Genomic DNA, 16,329 nt, shown 5'->3' on the forward strand with positions numbered 1-16,329 from the left:
CATCGTTGCTGCCGATCGGATCGCGGCGGTGCCGGATCGGTACGCCTCGTCCGACCTGGGGTGTCACTGGTGCAAACACTACCAATCGCGGGCCGGAACGAGGCGCCGGACACACGCGCCGGTGCGGTGGCCGGGCGTCGCTGCGGAGGGCGGCGCCGCGCGTCGCTACGGTTGACGATGTGTTCTCGCTAGCGGCCCTGGTGCCATCGCCGCCCGTCCTGGTGCCCGAACTGTGCGGTCGTGTCGAGGCGGAACCGGTGGCGCAGCTGCGGGCCGCCGTGCTGGCGGCCGTCGCCGAACTCGGGGCGGAGGCCGCGCAGTGGACGGTCGTCGGCGTCGCGGACCGGGCCGCTCGTTTCGGGCCCGGCACGGTAGGCACCTTCCGCGGTTTCGGAGCCGATGTCGCGGTGCGCCTGGCCCCCGAGCCAGCGCAGCGGTCCGCTGTGCCGTCCGCACCGCCCAGAGCGGACGTGCCGCTGCCGGTACTGGTCGCAGGCTGGTTGCGCGGCCGGGCCGCGCCCGCGGCCACCGCCGAGGCCAGATTGCTGGCCCCGGATACCCCGGTGGCGGATTGCCTGGCGTTCGGGGCCGACCTGCGCACCGAATCGGACCGCGACGCCGTCCCGCGGGGGGTGCTGGTGGTGGCAGACGGGGCCGCGACCTTGTCGTCCGCCGCACCCGGGTATCTCGACGACGCCGCCGCCCCGGTCCAGCAGGAGCTGGACCGGGCACTGCAGACCGGTTCCCGGACCGCGACGGCCGCGCTGGACCCCGGGCTGTGCGCCCGGATCCGGCTCGACGGCCGGGCGGCCTATCAGGCGCTCGCCGGACTGTTCGCCGTCGACGACGCCGACCCGGAGGTACGGACCGGATACCTGGATGCCCCGTACGGGGTCGGCTACTACGTCGGGCTGTGGCGCCCCGCCGCCCGTACCTCGGCGGAGCGGACGTGACGGGCCCGGCCCCACGACCGGTGGCCGTGCTCGGGCCCACCGCGACCGGCAAATCGGACCTCGCCCTGGAGCTGGCGCAGCGGCTCGACGGCGAGATCGTCAACATCGACGCCATGCAGCTGTACCGGGGAATGGACATCGGTACCGCGAAACTGGCCCCGTCGCAGCGGCGCGGCATCCCGCACCACCTCCTCGACGTCCTCGAGGTCACCGAGACCGCGACGGTGGCGGCCTACCAGCAATCCGCCGTCGCGGTGGTCGATGCGATCCGCGCCCGCGGCCGGACACCGGTGATCGTCGGGGGCTCGATGATGTACGTGCAGTCGCTGCTGGACGACTGGTCGTTCCCGGCCACCGATCCGGCGGTGCGGGCGAAATGGGAGACGGTGCTGGCCGAACAGGGAGTGGCGGCGGTGCATGCTGCCCTCACCGCAGCCGATCCCGCGGCGGCGGCGACGATCCTGCCCACCGATGGCCGGCGGCTGGTCCGCGCGCTGGAGGTCGTCGAACTCACCGGCCGGCCGTTCGCGGCGTCCGCGCCGGTCATCGGCACCCCCCGGTGGGACACGGTGATCCTGGGTGTCGACCGGGACACGGCCGACCTGGACGCACGCATCGCCCGGCGCACCGAGGCGATGTTCGACACCGGTCTGGTGGACGAGGTCCACGGACTGGTCGAGCGGGGCCTGCGGGCGGGGCAGACGGCCCGGCGGGCCATCGGCTACGCACAGGTGCTGGCCTACCTGGACGGCGAGTACGGTCTCGACCACGCGCGCGAGCGCACGTTCATCGGCACCCGCCGGTACGTGCGGCGGCAGCGGTCCTGGTTCCGCCGCGACACCCGGGTGACCTGGTTCGACGGTGCCGATCCGGACCTGGTGCAGACCGCCCTGGACCGGCTCCGGGTGGCACCGCGATAGCGAATCCTCGATCCCACGACGAACAGGACGGAATCACCGAGTGACCCGACGCGTGAGCACCCGCAATGCCGATGTGCAGGTGTGGCAGGCCTATCTGAACAACCGGACGAAACGGAATCGGGACGGCCGGTTCCTGGTGCAGGGGGTGCGCCCGATCGATCAGGCCCTCGCCTGCGAGTGGCCGCTGGACACCCTGCTCTACCGGCTCGGTGAACTCTCCGACTGGGCCCGGGAGATCCTCGATCGCGCACAGGTACCGCAGGTCGGCCTGGTGCCTGAGCTCATGGCCGAACTGGGCGAGAAGTCCGGTGGCGCCCCGGAACTGATCGCCGTCGCGAAAGCACAGCAACCCGAGCTCGGCGAGTTCGCGCCGGGTGAGCCCGGTGAGCACCCGCCCGTGGTCGTGGTGTTCGACCGGCCGAACTCGCCGGGCAACCTGGGCACCCTGATCCGCTCGGCCGATGCGTTCGGCGCCGCGGCAGTGGTGGTGACCGGCCACGGGGCCGATCAGTTCGATCCGCAGGCGGTGCGCGCCTCCACCGGATCGCTGTTCGCGGTGCCGGTGCTGCGGGCCGCCGGGCCCGCTCAGGTCGCCGAGTTCCGGGATCGGCAATGTGCCCGCGGTATCCCGACCCGGATCGTCGGAACCGATGAGAACGGCACCGGCGCGATCTTCGACAACGATCTCACCGAGGCGACCGTCCTGGTGATCGGGAACGAGACCAGCGGCCTCAGCGCGGCCTGGCTGGCGGCCTGCGACGACCTGGTGTCGATTCCGATGGGCGGCAGCGCGAGTTCGCTCGGTGCCCCGTCGGCGGCCGCAGTGGCGCTCTACGAGATCTCGCGCCAGCGCCGCACCTTCACCGGCGGCGGCCGGTGGTGAGGCCGGGTGGTGTCCCGGCGGTTCCTCCGGTGGCGGCACAATGAACGGCGTGTCCGATATCGACTACGCCGAAGGCGTCGACTACACGAAGGGTCACGGCACCCAGAACGATTTCGTGGTGCTTCCGGACCCGGACGTCCGCCTGGAGCTCACCGAAGCCCGGGTGGCGGCGCTGTGCGACCGCCGCCGCGGACTCGGCGCCGACGGGGTGCTCCGGGTGGCCCGGGCCGGTGCACTGCAGGCGGCCGGGGTCCTCGAGGCCCTGCCCGCGGGGGTGACCGCCGACGACTGGTTCATGGACTACCGCAATGCGGACGGTTCGATCGCCGAAATGTGTGGCAACGGGGTCCGGGTGTTCGCCCACTACCTGGTCGCCTCCGGCGCGGCTGCCGACCCCGAGTTCGTGGTCGGCAGCCGCGCCGGTGCCCGCCCGGTGACCGTGCACACCGCCGGACCGGTGGCCGGTGAGGTGACGGTGGACATGGGTATGGTCCGGGAGCTGGGCCCGTCCACCGCCACCGTGGCGGGCCGTCCGCTGCCCGGGATCGGGATCGATGTCGGCAATCCCCATCTGGCCTGCGCCGATCCTGCTCTCACGCCGGCCGCCCTGGCCGCCCTGGACCTGGGCGCCGCGCCGGGCTACGACCCGGACCTGTTCCCGCACGGGGTGAACGTGGAGATCCTGACCGCGCTCGGCCCGGACCACAGCGTGGACATGCGGGTCTACGAGCGGGGCGTCGGCGAGACCCGGTCGTGCGGCACCGGCACCGTAGCGGCCGCGGCGGCGGCCCTGGCCGGGGCCGGAATGTCGATCGGCCGCGATACCGGCGAAGTGACCGTGCGGGTACCCGGCGGTGCGGTCACGGTCCGGCTGGATGCCGGCCGGGCCCGGCTGCGCGGCCCTTCGATTCTGGTCGCCACCGGTCGGATCGCGGGCTCGTGGTGGGCGGCTCCGGAATAATCGGATGCCGTCCGGGCCGGCGACGTGGCAGCATGGATGGTGTATGAGCACTTCAGAGACCTTCGAGTTCACCCCGTCGGACCCCGAACAGCCGGCCGGCGATGCCGGATCGGGCGACGGCGGTGACAACACCGGGGACGTGGCCGCGGCCCTGTCCCGATATTCCGCGCGCGCGGAACGCCCCGGCTGGTCCCAGCCCGAACCGACCGACCCGACAGTCGGTGAACTACAGCTCGCCGAGCGCAGTTCACTGCGCCGGGTGGCGGGGCTGTCCACCGAGCTCACCGACATCACCGAGGTCGAATACCGGCAGCTACGCCTCGAGCGGGTGGTCCTGGTCGGTGTCTGGACCAGCGGAACCGTCGCGCAGGCCGAGGCCAGCATGAGCGAACTGGCCGCCCTCGCCGAGACCGCCGGTTCGGAGGTCCTGGAAGGCCTGATCCAGCGGCGGGACCGGCCCGATCCGGCCACCTACATCGGCTCCGGCAAGGCCGACGAACTGCGTGATGTGGTGCATGCGACCGGTGCCGACACCGTGATCTGCGACGGTGAACTCACGCCCGCGCAGCTGACCGCCCTGGAGAAGGTGGTCAAGGTCAAGGTGATCGACCGTACGGCGTTGATCCTGGACATCTTCGCCCAGCATGCCACCTCCCGGGAAGGCAAGGCCCAGGTGGCGCTGGCCCAGATGGAGTACATGCTGCCGCGGTTGCGTGGCTGGGGTGAATCGATGTCCCGGCAGGCCGGTGGCCGGGCCGGTAGCAACGGCGGCGTGGGCCTGCGTGGTCCCGGTGAGACCAAGATCGAAACCGACCGCCGGCGGATCCGGGAACGGATGGCGAAATTGCGGCGCGAGATCCGGGAGATGAAGACTGCCCGGGACACCATGCGCGCGCGGCGCAGCGGCTCGGGTATTCCGTCGGTGGCCATCGTCGGTTACACCAACGCCGGCAAGTCCAGCCTGATGAACGCGCTCACCGGCTCCGGGGTGCTGGTCCAGGACGCCCTGTTCGCCACTCTGGATCCGACCACCCGCCGGGCCACCCTGGACGACGGCCGCGAGGTCGTGTTCACCGATACCGTCGGTTTCGTGCGGCATCTGCCGACGCAGCTGGTCGAGGCATTCCGGTCGACCCTCGAAGAGGTCACCGGTGCTGACCTGTTGCTGCATGTCGTGGACGGTTCGGATCCACTGCCGGTGGAACAGATCACCGCGGTGCGGGAAGTGATCACCGATGTGGTCAAGGAGCAGGACGTGGTCGCACCGCCGGAACTGCTCGTGGTCAACAAGGTCGATGCGGTGCCGCCGGTGGAACTGACCCGGTTGCGCGGTCTGCTGCCGGACGCCTCGTTCGTCTCCGCGCACACCGGTACCGGTATCGAGGATCTGCAGCTGCGCCTGGCGGAGTTGCTCGGCGACCTCGACGTCGACATCTCGGTGCTGCTGCCCTATACCCGCGGCGATCTGCTGTCCCGGATCCATGCCGACGGCCGGATCCTGGCCACGGAGCACACCGAGGGCGGCACCCGGGTGCACGCCCGCGTCCCGCATGCCCTGGCCGCGGCACTGGCCGACTATGCGCATGCCGGTGCCGTCGCCGGTTAGCGGCGGCTGCTGGTTTGTTGCTGCGGGCCGGATCCGAACGTGAATGCGGCTCAGATGATTTCGCTGCGCTATGGTCGTTCGGAGACAGCAGGGAGGGTGACTTGTCCGACGACAACCGGAGTCGTGGCCCGAGCGATGCGGCCGCCCCGTCCACCATGGAGCGGCCCCGCCTCGATTTTGGACTGACGGAGCGAGGGAGCGAAGCGACTGAGCGGAGGAAGGAAAAATCGAGGCACCCCAGGGGTCGCGACTCGAGCAGCGGAGCTGCTCCATCCAACACCGAGCGGCCCCGCCTCGATTTTGGACTGACGGAGCGAGGGAGCGAAGCGACTGAGCGCAGGAAGGAAAACTCGAGGCCCCCTAGGGGCCGCGACTCGAGCGACGGAGTCGCTCGATCCCACACAGCGCTCAGCGATGGGGCGCCGCTGACCGCTCGGCCGAACGAACTGGAATTGCGCGCGCTCGATGCGCTGCTGGCGCCGATCCGGGCGTGGGCGAGCCCACGCTTCTTCGGCATGGACAACATTCCCGAGCATGGGCCGGTGCTCCTGGTCGCGAACCACAATCTGATGGGTGGCATCGACGCACCGTTGCTGCTGCCGGAGGTGCTGCGGGCCCGGGGCCGGCTGGTCCGGGGACTGGCCGAACACGTGCTGATGGTGCCCGGGGTACGCGACATCCTGCACCGGTACGGCGTGGTCCGGGGGACCCGCTCGAACTGTCTGGCCTTGCTGCGCCGCGGCGAGGCGGTGGCGGTGTTCCCGGGCGGCGGCCGGGAGGCGATCCGCCGCAAGGGCGAGAAGTACGTTCTCAAATGGGACGGCCGCACCGGGTTCGCGCAGATGGCGATCGAGGCCGGCGCGCCGATCGTGCCGGTCGCGATGATCGGCATCGACGACGCCTACGACATCGTCTTCGACGGTCAGCACCCGGTGATGAGCCCGCTGCGCTGGCTGGTGCGGACCTGCGGGATCAATACCGAACTCACCCCGCCGTTGCTGCGCGGTGTCGGCCCGACCCCGCTGCCGCGACCGGAGCGGTTCTACTTCTCCTTCGGTGCCCCGATCGATCCGGCGCCGTGGCGCGATGCCACCGACCGTGCCGCCGCGGCCGGGGAGCTGCAGGACGTGGTGCGCAAGCAGTTGGAGGAGGAACTGCGGTTCCTGTTCGCCGAACGGGACCGCGATTCCGGTCGCACGCTCACCGGTCGCCTGGGGTCGGCCGCCGCGGCGGCGGTTGCCGAGGTGCGTAATCCCGCCCGGCTGGGTGCCTCACTGCTGCGCCGGGCGGCGCGGTTCACCGGTCGATGAGCGCAGCCGTCCGGTGCGTCGGCGCCGGGCGGCCGGACCGGTGCCACCGGCGCCGAGCGGGGTGCTGCTTGCGTCGCGAATGACCCTCGTGGTCGCGGCGGGTTTGCTTCGCGGTGTGCTCGTCGGGCATCGTATCGGCAGATGTACCGGGAGGTCGGGGCGACATCGCGCCGGCAGGAGGCAGGTGCCGGTTCGGCTGTGGGAGATCGATGGTGCACGATGAGGGACGCGTCGGTGTTCGACCGGCGGCGGTGAAGACGGCCTATCGCGAGGATCTCGACGGGGTCCGCGGTCTGGCCTTGGCCCTGGTCGTCGTTTTCCACATCTGGATGGGCCGGGTCTCCGGCGGTGTCGACATCTTCCTGGTGCTGTCCGGCTTCTTCTTCACCGGCATGGTGCTGCGCCGGGATGTCACCTCGGCACGCGGACTGTTCGACATCGGCAAGCGGACGGCCCGGCGGTTGCTGCCGGCGATGGTGACCGTGCTGGCCGCGGTCGCGGTGGCCACCGTGCTGCTGCGGCCGTACACCCAGTGGGGCGACCTCTCCGGCCAGCTGACGGCCTCGCTGCTGTACGGGCAGAACTGGTATCTCGCCGAGGCGGCGCTGGATTACAACGCGCCGAATCCGGCGGTCAGTCCGCTGCAGCACCTGTGGTCGATGTCGGTGCAGGGGCAGTTCTATCTGGCCGTGTTGCTCGTGATCGCGCTGCTGGTCCGGTGGGGGCGCAGCCGCACGGTGATCTTCGCGGTGATCGCGGCGGCGGCGCTCGCCTCCTTCTGGTATGCGGCGATCGGGACGTCGGAACACCAGTCGTGGAACTACTACGACACCGGTGCGCGGATGTGGGAGTTGCTGGCGGGCGCCCTGCTGGCGGTGGCTGCGCCGTGGATCCGGGTACCGGCCGTCCTGCGTCCGATCCTGGCGGTCGCCGGGTTGGCGATGCTGCTGACCTGCGGTCTGCTCATCGATGGGGTGCGTAGCTTCCCCGGCCCCGCGGCACTGTATCCGGTCGGTGCGGCGGTGGCGCTGATACTTGCCGGGCTGAATGTCGCGTCCGGGGAGCGTCCGCGGGTGAGCCGGATGCTGGCGGGCCGGCTGCCGACCCGGATCGGGGCGATGGGGTATTCGCTCTACCTGTGGCATTGGCCGGTGCTCATCTTCTTTCTGGCCGAGACCGGGCGCCGGGACGCCGGGGTGACCGGCGGGCTGGCGGTGCTGGCGATCTCGGTGGCGGCGGCGCTGCTCACCGAGCGGTATGTCGAACTGCCGCTGCGGACCGGTGGCAGGGCGACCGGTGTGGTCGCTTCGCCCGGATACCGGCGGGGCGCCGGCATCGTGGCGGTGACCACGGGTGTGGCCGTGCTGGCCGCAGGTATCGGCTGGCAGCTGGTGGTGCGGGCGAACCCGGCCCGCCCGCCGGAGATCCTGGCTGCCGATCGGTATCCGGGTGCCGCGGCCCTGTTCGCCGGTGCTTCCGGGCCGGATGAGCCGATGCGGCCGACGGTGTTCGAAGGTGCCATGGATGCACCGGCGCCGACCTTCGACGGGTGCATCACGGCCGACCGGACGGTGCGGGTGTGTACCTACGGCGATGTCGTCGCCGAGCGGTCGATCGCGCTGGTGGGCGGGTCGCACTCCGAACACTGGCTGCCCGCCCTGCGCGTGCTGGGCGAGCAGCACGGCTTCCGGGTGGTGACCTTCCTGAAGGAGGGCTGCCCGTTGGTGCTGGTGGACGAACCGTCCTATGCGGAGTTCCCGTTTCCGGGCTGCCGGGCCTGGACCGAGGACGTCCTGGACCGGATGGCGGTGGATCGGCCGGACTGGGTGTTCACCACCGCCACCCGGCCGACGCTGGACAGCGTCGGCGACCATCTGCCCCCGGAGTACCCGGAGGTCTGGGCGGTCCTCGCCGAGCAGGGACAGCACGTACTGGCGGTGCGGGACACGCCCTGGCCGCGCCGCAACGGTGTGCTCTATCGAGCCACCGACTGTCTCGCCTACCGGGGGACCTCCTACAGTTGCGGACTCGACCGGGACGAGGCGCTGGATCCGGTGAATCCGGCGCTCGACGCCATTGCCCAGTTCCCGAACATGGTGGCGCTGGACCTGTCCGATGCCGTGTGCCGTCCGGAGCGGTGCATGGTCGTGGAGGGCAATATCCTCATCTACCGCGATCACCACCATCTGTCGGCGAGCTACTCGCGGTCGCTGGCGCCGGCGCTGGGCCGGCAGATCGGCGCCGCCACCGGCTGGTGGTGACGCCTCCGGTGTCACACCTTGCGGATGACCGTGACGACCTTGCCGAGGATTTGCGCGTCGTTACCGGGGATGGGGTCGAAATGCGGGTTGTGCGGTAGCAGCCAGACATCGCGGCCGACGCGCTTGAACGTCTTCACCGTAGCCTCGCCGTCCAGCATGGCCGCCACGATGTCACCGTTCTCGGCGACGTTCTGCTGCCGGACGACCACCCAGTCCCCATCGCAGATCGCGGCGTCCACCATGGACTGGCCGACCACCTTGAGCAGGAACAGCGAACCGTCGCCGACCAGCTCCCGGGGTAGCGGGAAGACCTCTTCGACGGCCTGTTCGGCCAGGATCGGCCCACCGGCCGCGATCCGGCCCAGGACCGGCACGAAGGTCGGGGTGGGGCGTTCGCCGTCGATCGCCTCCGCCGGGGCAACCGCCCGGAGCCCGGTGACCGACTGCACCGCTTCGTCCAGTCCCCGGACGTTCACCGCGCGTGGCCGGTTCGGGTCGCGGCGCAGGTAGCCCTTGCGTTCCAGCGTGCGCAGCTGGTGCGCCACCGACGAGGTGGACGTGAGCCCGACGGCATCGCCGATCTCCCGGATGCTCGGCGGGTAGCCGCGCTCGGTCACCGAATGCCGGATGACCTCCAGCACTTTGCGCTGCCGTGCCGTGAGATCTGCGCCGGTTCCCGATGCGGCGCCGCCGACCTCGCGCGTGTCGGCCGTGTCGTCCGTCTGGGTCACCGTATCCGCCTTTCCACTGGTCGATTTCGCAGCGTCCGTCGCGTGGCACGCCGGTCCCGCTGATTCGAATCTAGTCCGACCCGGGCCCAGTATCAAACACGTGTTCGAGGTATGTCGGGCGTTTCGCGCTGACAGCGGCGCGCAGCCGTGGTAGAAATCGAACGTCAGTTCGTCGCACAGATGTTCGAATCCGCACCGGAGGTTGTTCGATGAGTGTCGCGACCAGGCCCACCCGATTCCCTGCGCCCCGTCCTCGGCTCGCTGTCGGCATCGAGGGAGATGAACTCGACCGCGCGTTCGCCACGGTCCCCAGGCCGGCGCCCGCACCGCCCGTCCAGCGGCCCGAGCCGGGGCGGCATCCGGCTGGCCGCGGGCCCGGTCGGCGGCCCGGTGGCGAGCTCGCCCGGCGTCGCGGGCCAGTCTCCGGGGCCGGTCTCTATCAGGGCCGGATGTACACCCCGGCCCTGCGAACCACCCACGGGCGGCATCCACTGAACCGGGCCGAGCGAGCCCAGGTCGGGTTGGCGGCGGTGGCCGTCACCGCGGTGGTGACGGCGCTGATCGTGGTGTTGTTGTTCGGCCTCGCCCAGCTGCGCGCCGGTCGGCCCGCCGAAACCTACGGCACCGGTCCGGCGGCAGTATCCGAACGCGCCGCGGTGCCGATGGTGCCGCTGCGGCCGGAACTGCTGTCCGGCGACGCCGCGCACGCCCGTCGCTGACGTCCGCGAAACGCCACCGAGAAGTGAAACGTGTTGCTAGCGTGAGGCGTCCGGATCGCATCGGCGCGGCCGCCGGGGCGTTCCGATGCCGGCGGCTTCGGCCGATTCCCGGCACACGCGCGACAACTCGGCAGGACGGAGACCTGTGGTGCGGCGATATGCGGTGGCAGTACTGGCGATCCTGATGATCTTGCTGCCCGGCGGGCCTCGTGCGCTGGCGGCGCCGGGCCCGGAGACCGGACGCGCAGAACCGGCCTATCTCGATCTTCCTGCGCCCAATGCCGACGGGGAGCACGGCGGTGGCCTGCACCCCGACCTGCCGCTCACGGAACCGGAACTGCGCGCCGCGCTGGAACGGGCCCGGGCCGCCGGGATCGCGCCGCAGCGGTACGCGACGCTGCTGCACCAGTACTGGCTGGTGGTGGCGACCGACCGGGCCGGTATCGACCTCACCGGCTGGGACCCGCAGCGGGGTGCGGCGGCCAATGCCGACACCTTCACCCAGGTCTATGTCAACTACTTCCGGCTCGCCCGCACCCACCCCGGGTTCTACTGGGCCGGTCTGGCCGGAATCGCCGGCGGTTCCTTCGCCTCCGGCTTCTTCGATCTCGACGACGTCGCCGCGGTGATCGCGCTACCGGGCATCCACGGCCTCGGTACAGCGGTGGCCGACCTGATCGGTGCCGTGCCACCGGACCTCACCGACGCCCTGCCCTCGGACCCGGCCCGGCTCGCCGCGCTGGGGCCACGGCTGACCCCGGCCGATGTGGCCTGGTACCAGGTGCGGCTGATGATCATGCAGCGGCACATCTTCACCGACCTGGTACCGACCCACGAGGCCTATCTGGACCGCGGTATGGCAGGGATCGACGAACTGCACGCCGCCGGGGTCATCGACGACAACCTGCGGGCCGCCTGGGCCGGGATCGACAGCGGAACCGCCGCCGGCCGCGCCGACGCCCTGTTCCGGATGACCGATCGGGAACAGAACCGGATCGTCGCCGACCAATGGGACGCCACCGCGGCGGCGCGGAACGGCCGGGGGCGGGTGCTGGCCTATGTCACCACGGTCGGCGGTAAACCGGATGTGCCCGGGACCCGGGCGCCGGGCGTGTTCGCGCCCCTGGAGATCGAAACCCGGGCCGGTGCCCAGCGGTGGTCGCTGCGGGCGCCGCTGCCGGACTTCAACTGGGCGGACCGGGACAGCCGCTGGCGCTACATCACCGGCGATCTGCTGCCCCGGCACCTCGACCTCGTCACCGACGAGGCCCGGGCCGCCGCACTGTACGCCGAACCGTTCCCGGCCAAGCTGGCCCGCGGCCGGCTGCTGGCCCGCTGGCCGGTCCTGGTCGCCGATCTGACCACCCAGTGGCGGGTGGCACCGGCCTGACCGGAAGCCGACCACCCGGTGTCCCCGGCCCGCCGGGTATCCTGTCAGCTACCCAAGGACCCGTGCTCGCCGGATCGGTGTGGACAACCGGCTGCCGAGGCGGACCCGAGTGCTCGCATCGACGAAGGAACCCCTGGATGCACTGCCCGTACTGCCGACACCCCGACTCGCGAGTGGTCGATTCGCGCGAGGTCGAGGAAGGCACGGCCATCCGCCGCCGGCGCTCCTGCCCCAGCTGTGCGCGCCGGTTCACCACCGTCGAAACAGCGGTGCTGTCGGTGGTGAAACGCAGTGGAGTCACCGAGCCGTTCAGCCGGGAGAAGGTGATTCGCGGTGTCCGGCGGGCCTGCCAGGGGCGGGAGGTCGACGACGATGCGCTGAACATGCTCGCGCAGCAGGTGGAGGATGCGGTGCGGGCCAAAGGATCTCCCGAGGTACCCAGTCACGAGGTGGGCTTGGCGATCCTCGGGCCACTGCGCGATCTGGATGAAGTCGCCTATCTCCGGTTCGCCTCGGTGTACCGGTCGTTCACCAGCGCCGACGATTTCGAGCGGGAGATCCAGCAGATGCGGCGGGCCCGGGCGGCAGCGGCTACGGCCGAGTGATCACCGCCGGATCGAGGCGATCGCCTTCTCGATCCGCTTGGCCGAGACCGGATACGGGGTGCCGACCTGCTGGGCGAACAGGCTGACCCGGAACTCCTCGATCATCCACCAGACGGCCGTGATATCCGGGGCACTGCGCCGGTTCTCCGGTAGCCGGTCCAGGAGCCGGGCGTAGCCGGACAACACGGTATCCAGCTGTGCCATGCCCTGCCGGTCCCGGGCCGCCGAGCCGGGTAGCGCCTGCAGCCGGAGCGTCGCGGCCCGCAGATACCGCGGCAGCTCGCGCAGACGCGCCCCGCCGGTCTCCGCGACGAAACCGGGGAAGAGCAGGTCGTCGAGTTGTTCGGCGACATCGTCGGCGATATCGCGTTCCCGGGTGTCGGCCAGGGCACTGCGTACCTCCTGGGCGGCGCGCAGCACCGGAACCGTGGTGCGCAGCAGCTGCGCCACCGCATCGGTCAGCTCCGGGCGGATCCGGGCGACCAGCTCGTCGAACGCCTCCGGGGTGCGGACCGGGCCGCCGTGTTTCGCCAGCAGCACATCGACGGCGGCGACCCGGCAGTCCTCGATCAACGCCTCCAGGGAACCGTCCGGATTCGTGCTGAGCATCAGCCGGTCGCCGGGGGCCAGGCCCGCGGTGACGCTGCGTTGTGCCGTGGGAATCGCACCCAGTAGCAGCGTACGGACACCGGTGCGCATCGCGGCCGCCTGTTCGGCCGCGGAACTGAGCACCCGGACGGCCACGCCCGTGGCCTCGGGCACCAGCGCGGGGTATCCGGTCACCGTCTGACCGGCGACGGTGCGGCGCACCCGGTCCGGCACGGTGCCGAGCGATTCGCTGGTCCACACCGTCGCCGGGGCCCGCTCGGCGCCGCGCGCAACTCGGGCGACGGATGCCGAAACCTCTTCGGAGAGCCGCTTCTTCAACTCCGACAAGTTCTTGCTGCGGTCCAGGACCCGGCCGTCCCGGTCGACGGCGGCGAAGGTCATCCGCAGATGTTCGGGCAGCGATTCCGGCGACAGATCGGCGGGCCGCACCGTCACCGAACCCAGCCTGGACAGTTCGCGCGCCAGCCCGGTCCGTAACGGTTCGGCGCGCGGGGTGAGCGCGCCCAGCGCGGCGGCCGCGAAATCGGGTGCCGGAACCACCGTGCGCCGCAGCGCTTTCGGCAGGGTCTTGATGTAGGCGGCAGCCAGCTCGGCCCGCATACCGGGGACCAGCCAGTCGAAGCCGATCGGGCGGACATGGGCCAGCTGCTCGACGGGGATGCGCACCGTCACGCCGTCGTCGTCGTGGCCCGGCTCGAACTGGTAGGTCAACGGCAGACTCAGCTCACCCTGCCGCCACGCATCCGGGAAATCGGTCGGATCCAGTGCGGCCGCATCGGCATTGACGACCGTGTCCGGGGTGAAGTCCAGCAGTTCGGGGTCGGTCCGCCGGGCCCGGCGCCACCAGCCGTCGAAATGCCGGGCGGAGACCACCTCGGCCGGGATGCGCCGATCGTAGAAATCGAACAGCACGTCGTCGTCGACGAGGATGTCGCGCCGGCGGGCCCGATGCTCCAGGTCGCCGACATCGTCGAGCAGCGCCCGGTTCCGGGCGAAGAATTCGTGCCGGGTCTGCCACTCGCCCTGGACGAGCGCATGCCGGATGAACAGCTCCCGGGACACCTCGGGATCGATCCGGCCGTAGTCCACCGGCCGGCCGGTGACCAACGGTACGCCGTACAGCGTGACCCGTTCGTAGGCACGGGCACAGCCGCGCTTGGTCGACCAGTGCGGTTCGGAATAGGTGCGTTTCACCAGGTCGCCGGCGAGCCGCTCGGCCCATTCGGGCTCGATCCGCGCGGTGATCCGGCCCCACAGCCGCGAGGTCTCGACCAGCTCGGCGGCCATCACCCACCGAGGTGGCTTCTTCGCCAGCGCGGAACCCGGGAACACCATGAACTTGGCATTACGCGCACCGAGGAATTCACGGGAATCGCCCTCGCGCACGCCGATATGCGAGAGCATCCCGGACAGCAGCGCCTGGTGGATGGCGGTGACCGGCCAGGGAGCCGGATCGGCGCCGTCGGTGTCCGGGGCCGGCGCAGCGCTGCGTGACCCGGTGGACCAGCCCATTCCGCGGGCGATCGTGCGCAGCTGGCCGTGCAGGTCCTGCCATTCCCGGATCCGCAGATAGTGCAGGAACTCGTCGCGGCACATCCGCCGGAACCGGTTGGCCGACAGCGACCGGCGCTGCTCGGTCAGGTAGTTCCAGAGTTTCAGATAGGACAGAAAGTCCGAGCCGGCCACGGTGAACCGGGTGTGCTGCTCGTCGGCGGCCTGCTGATGGTCGGCGGGACGTTCGCGGACATCCTGGATGGACAGCGCGGCGACGATGATCAGCACTTCGGCCAGGCAGCCGTCCTGATGTGCCTGCACCAGCATCCGGGCCATCCGCGGGTCGACCGGCAGTTGCGCCATATCCCGGCCGACCCGGGTCAGCGTGAGCTTCGCGGCCGGACGCCCGGAGGCGGCCCCTGCGGCCAGTGCGCCGAGTTCGGTGAGCAGCGCGATCCCGTCCCGGACCGCCCGGGCATCCGGCGCCTCGACGAACGGGAACCCCTCGATATCGCCCAGCCCGAGCGCGGTCATCTGCAGGATGACCGCGGCGAGATTGGTGCGCAGAATCTCCGGATCGGTGAAGGCGGGCCGGGCCTCGAAATCGTCCTCGGAGTACAGCCGAATGCAGATGCCGTCGGCGACCCGGCCGCAGCGGCCGGCCCGCTGCCGCGCCGAGGCCTGCGACACCGGTTCGATCGGCAGCCGCTGCACCTTGGTGCGCATCGAATAGCGGGAGATCCGTGCGGTCCCCGGATCGATCACATACCGGATTCCGGGCACCGTCAGCGAGGTCTCCGCGACATTGGTGGCCAGCACCACCCGGCGCCCGGTGTGCGGTGCGAACACTCGGTGCTGTTCGGCGGTGGACAACCGGGCGTACAGCGGCAGGATCTCGGTGCGCGGCAGCTTCAGATCGCGCAGGGCGTCGGCGGTGTCGCGGATCTCGCGTTCACCGGACAGGAACACCAGGACGTCGCCGTCGCCTTCGGCGAACAGTTCGGTGACCGCATCGCCGATGGCATCCACCGGGTCCCGGTCGACGACCACGGTGTCCTCGCCGTCGTCGGAGTCCTCTGCGGACAGTTCGAGGGCCAGCGGCCGGTACCGGATCTCCACCGGATACGACCGGCCGGACACCTCGACGATCGGTGCCGGGGTACCGGCGGCGTCGGCGAAATGCCGGGCGAACAGTTCCGGGTCGATGGTCGCCGAGGTGATGATCACCTTGAGGTCCGGCCGCCGGGGCAGCAACTGCTTCAGATACCCGAGCAGGAAGTCGATATTGAGGCTGCGCTCGTGTGCCTCGTCGATGATGATCGTGTCGTAGCGCCGCAGCATCCGGTCGCGCTGGATCTCGGCCAGCAGGATCCCGTCGGTCATCAGTTTGACCAGGGTGTGCTCCGCGGCCCGGTCGGTGAACCGGACCGTGTAGCCGACGACATCACCCAGTTCGGTGCCGAGTTCTTCGGCGATGCGTTCGGCGACGGTCCGGGCCGCCAGCCGGCGCGGCTGGGTGTGTCCGATCGTGCCGCGCACGCCGCGCCCCAGCTCCAGGCAGATCTTGGGGATCTGGGTAGTCTTCCCCGACCCGGTCTCGCCGGCGACGATGACCACCTGGTTGTCCCGGATGGCCGCGGCGATATCGGCACGCCGTGCGGTGACCGGAAGTTGTTCCGGATAGCGGATGGTGGCCGGTGCGGCGGCACGGCGGGTTCGGATGCGGGTTTCCGCGGCGGCGATCTCGGCGTCCAGCGCGGCCAGATCGTCGTCGCTGCGGGCGCGATCGAGTGTGCGGCGTAGCCGCTGCTCGTCCCGCAGAGACAGGTCCGCCAGACGCCGGCGCAGCTCGCGGGTCGCGGGGCGGGCTGTGCTCGTCATTGCGTA

The 16,329-nt window shown here is 70.8% G+C and carries 12 protein-coding genes; 10 read left to right on the forward strand and 2 right to left on the reverse strand.

The genetic code is table 11. The annotated features are described in order from the left end of the window. Positions 1 to 179: 179 nt before the first annotated feature. From AC1HFH_RS09735 to AC1HFH_RS09765, 7 genes are all read left to right on the forward strand, one after another. Positions 180 to 953 (forward strand): class III extradiol ring-cleavage dioxygenase family protein, encoded by a 774-nt coding sequence (locus AC1HFH_RS09735; protein WP_480247103.1) that lies wholly within the window; start codon positions 180 to 182, stop codon positions 951 to 953. Continuing rightward, positions 950 to 1,873 (forward strand): tRNA (adenosine(37)-N6)-dimethylallyltransferase MiaA, encoded by a 924-nt coding sequence (miaA, locus tag AC1HFH_RS09740; protein WP_480247104.1) that lies wholly within the window; start codon positions 950 to 952, stop codon positions 1,871 to 1,873. The genes AC1HFH_RS09735 and miaA overlap by 4 nt, the downstream gene beginning before the upstream one ends. A gap of 40 nt (positions 1,874 to 1,913) precedes the next feature. After that, the gene (locus AC1HFH_RS09745) at positions 1,914 to 2,756 is read left to right on the forward strand and encodes a TrmH family RNA methyltransferase (RefSeq protein WP_480247105.1); all 843 of its coding nucleotides are present in this window, start codon (positions 1,914 to 1,916) and stop codon (positions 2,754 to 2,756) included. Positions 2,757 to 2,814: 58 nt separating this feature from the next. Further along, a complete protein-coding gene (gene dapF / locus AC1HFH_RS09750; RefSeq protein ID WP_480247799.1) occupies positions 2,815 to 3,717 on the forward strand; it encodes a diaminopimelate epimerase in 903 nt (300 codons plus the stop codon). Between the two features lie 43 nt (positions 3,718 to 3,760). Beyond that, complete coding sequence (hflX, locus tag AC1HFH_RS09755; RefSeq protein ID WP_480247106.1) at positions 3,761 to 5,323, forward strand: GTPase HflX; 1,563 nt, start codon at positions 3,761 to 3,763, stop codon at positions 5,321 to 5,323. Positions 5,324 to 5,775: 452 nt separating this feature from the next. Next, positions 5,776 to 6,633 carry a lysophospholipid acyltransferase family protein gene (locus AC1HFH_RS09760; protein ID WP_480247107.1) on the forward strand — a complete coding sequence of 286 codons (858 nt, stop codon included), beginning with the start codon at positions 5,776 to 5,778 and terminating at the stop codon, positions 6,631 to 6,633. A 209-nt stretch (positions 6,634 to 6,842) separates the two neighbouring features. Continuing rightward, complete coding sequence (locus AC1HFH_RS09765) at positions 6,843 to 8,894, forward strand: acyltransferase family protein (protein WP_480247108.1); 2,052 nt, start codon at positions 6,843 to 6,845, stop codon at positions 8,892 to 8,894. Between the two features lie 11 nt (positions 8,895 to 8,905). On the opposite strand, the gene lexA is transcribed toward AC1HFH_RS09765, so the two are convergent. After that, positions 8,906 to 9,625 (reverse strand): transcriptional repressor LexA, encoded by a 720-nt coding sequence (gene lexA, locus AC1HFH_RS09770; RefSeq protein WP_480247109.1) that lies wholly within the window; start codon positions 9,623 to 9,625, stop codon positions 8,906 to 8,908. Between the two features lie 449 nt (positions 9,626 to 10,074). Between lexA and AC1HFH_RS09775 the strand changes: the two genes are divergently transcribed. From AC1HFH_RS09775 to nrdR, 3 genes are all read left to right on the forward strand, one after another. Then, entirely contained in the window at positions 10,075 to 10,344 is a 270-nt protein-coding gene (locus AC1HFH_RS09775) for a hypothetical protein (protein WP_480247110.1), read from the forward strand. Between the two features lie 148 nt (positions 10,345 to 10,492). Next, positions 10,493 to 11,734, forward strand: a complete 1,242-nt coding sequence (locus AC1HFH_RS09780) for a hypothetical protein (protein ID WP_480247111.1) — start codon at positions 10,493 to 10,495, stop codon at positions 11,732 to 11,734. Positions 11,735 to 11,871: 137 nt separating this feature from the next. Further along, positions 11,872 to 12,339, forward strand: coding sequence for a transcriptional regulator NrdR (nrdR, locus tag AC1HFH_RS09785; protein WP_480247112.1), 468 nt, complete (start codon positions 11,872 to 11,874; stop codon positions 12,337 to 12,339). Here nrdR and hrpA read toward each other — a convergent pair whose 3' ends face one another. After that, entirely contained in the window at positions 12,340 to 16,323 is a 3,984-nt protein-coding gene (gene hrpA, locus AC1HFH_RS09790; RefSeq protein WP_480247113.1) for an ATP-dependent RNA helicase HrpA, read from the reverse strand. Positions 16,324 to 16,329 lie beyond the last annotated feature (6 nt).

The sequence above is a fragment of the Nocardia sp. KT25-26 genome, from assembly GCF_056627695.1.

Coding starts and splice junctions, on each gene's coding strand:
- hflX (WP_480247106.1), top strand. CDS start 3,761: ATGAGCACTTCAGAGACCTTCGAGTTCACCCCGTCGGACCCCGAACAG.
- AC1HFH_RS09765 (WP_480247108.1), top strand. CDS start 6,843: ATGGTGCACGATGAGGGACGCGTCGGTGTTCGACCGGCGGCGGTGAAG.
- AC1HFH_RS09775 (WP_480247110.1), top strand. CDS start 10,075: ATGTACACCCCGGCCCTGCGAACCACCCACGGGCGGCATCCACTGAAC.
- nrdR (WP_480247112.1), top strand. CDS start 11,872: ATGCACTGCCCGTACTGCCGACACCCCGACTCGCGAGTGGTCGATTCG.
- hrpA (WP_480247113.1), bottom strand. CDS start 16,323: ATGACGAGCACAGCCCGCCCCGCGACCCGCGAGCTGCGCCGGCGTCTG.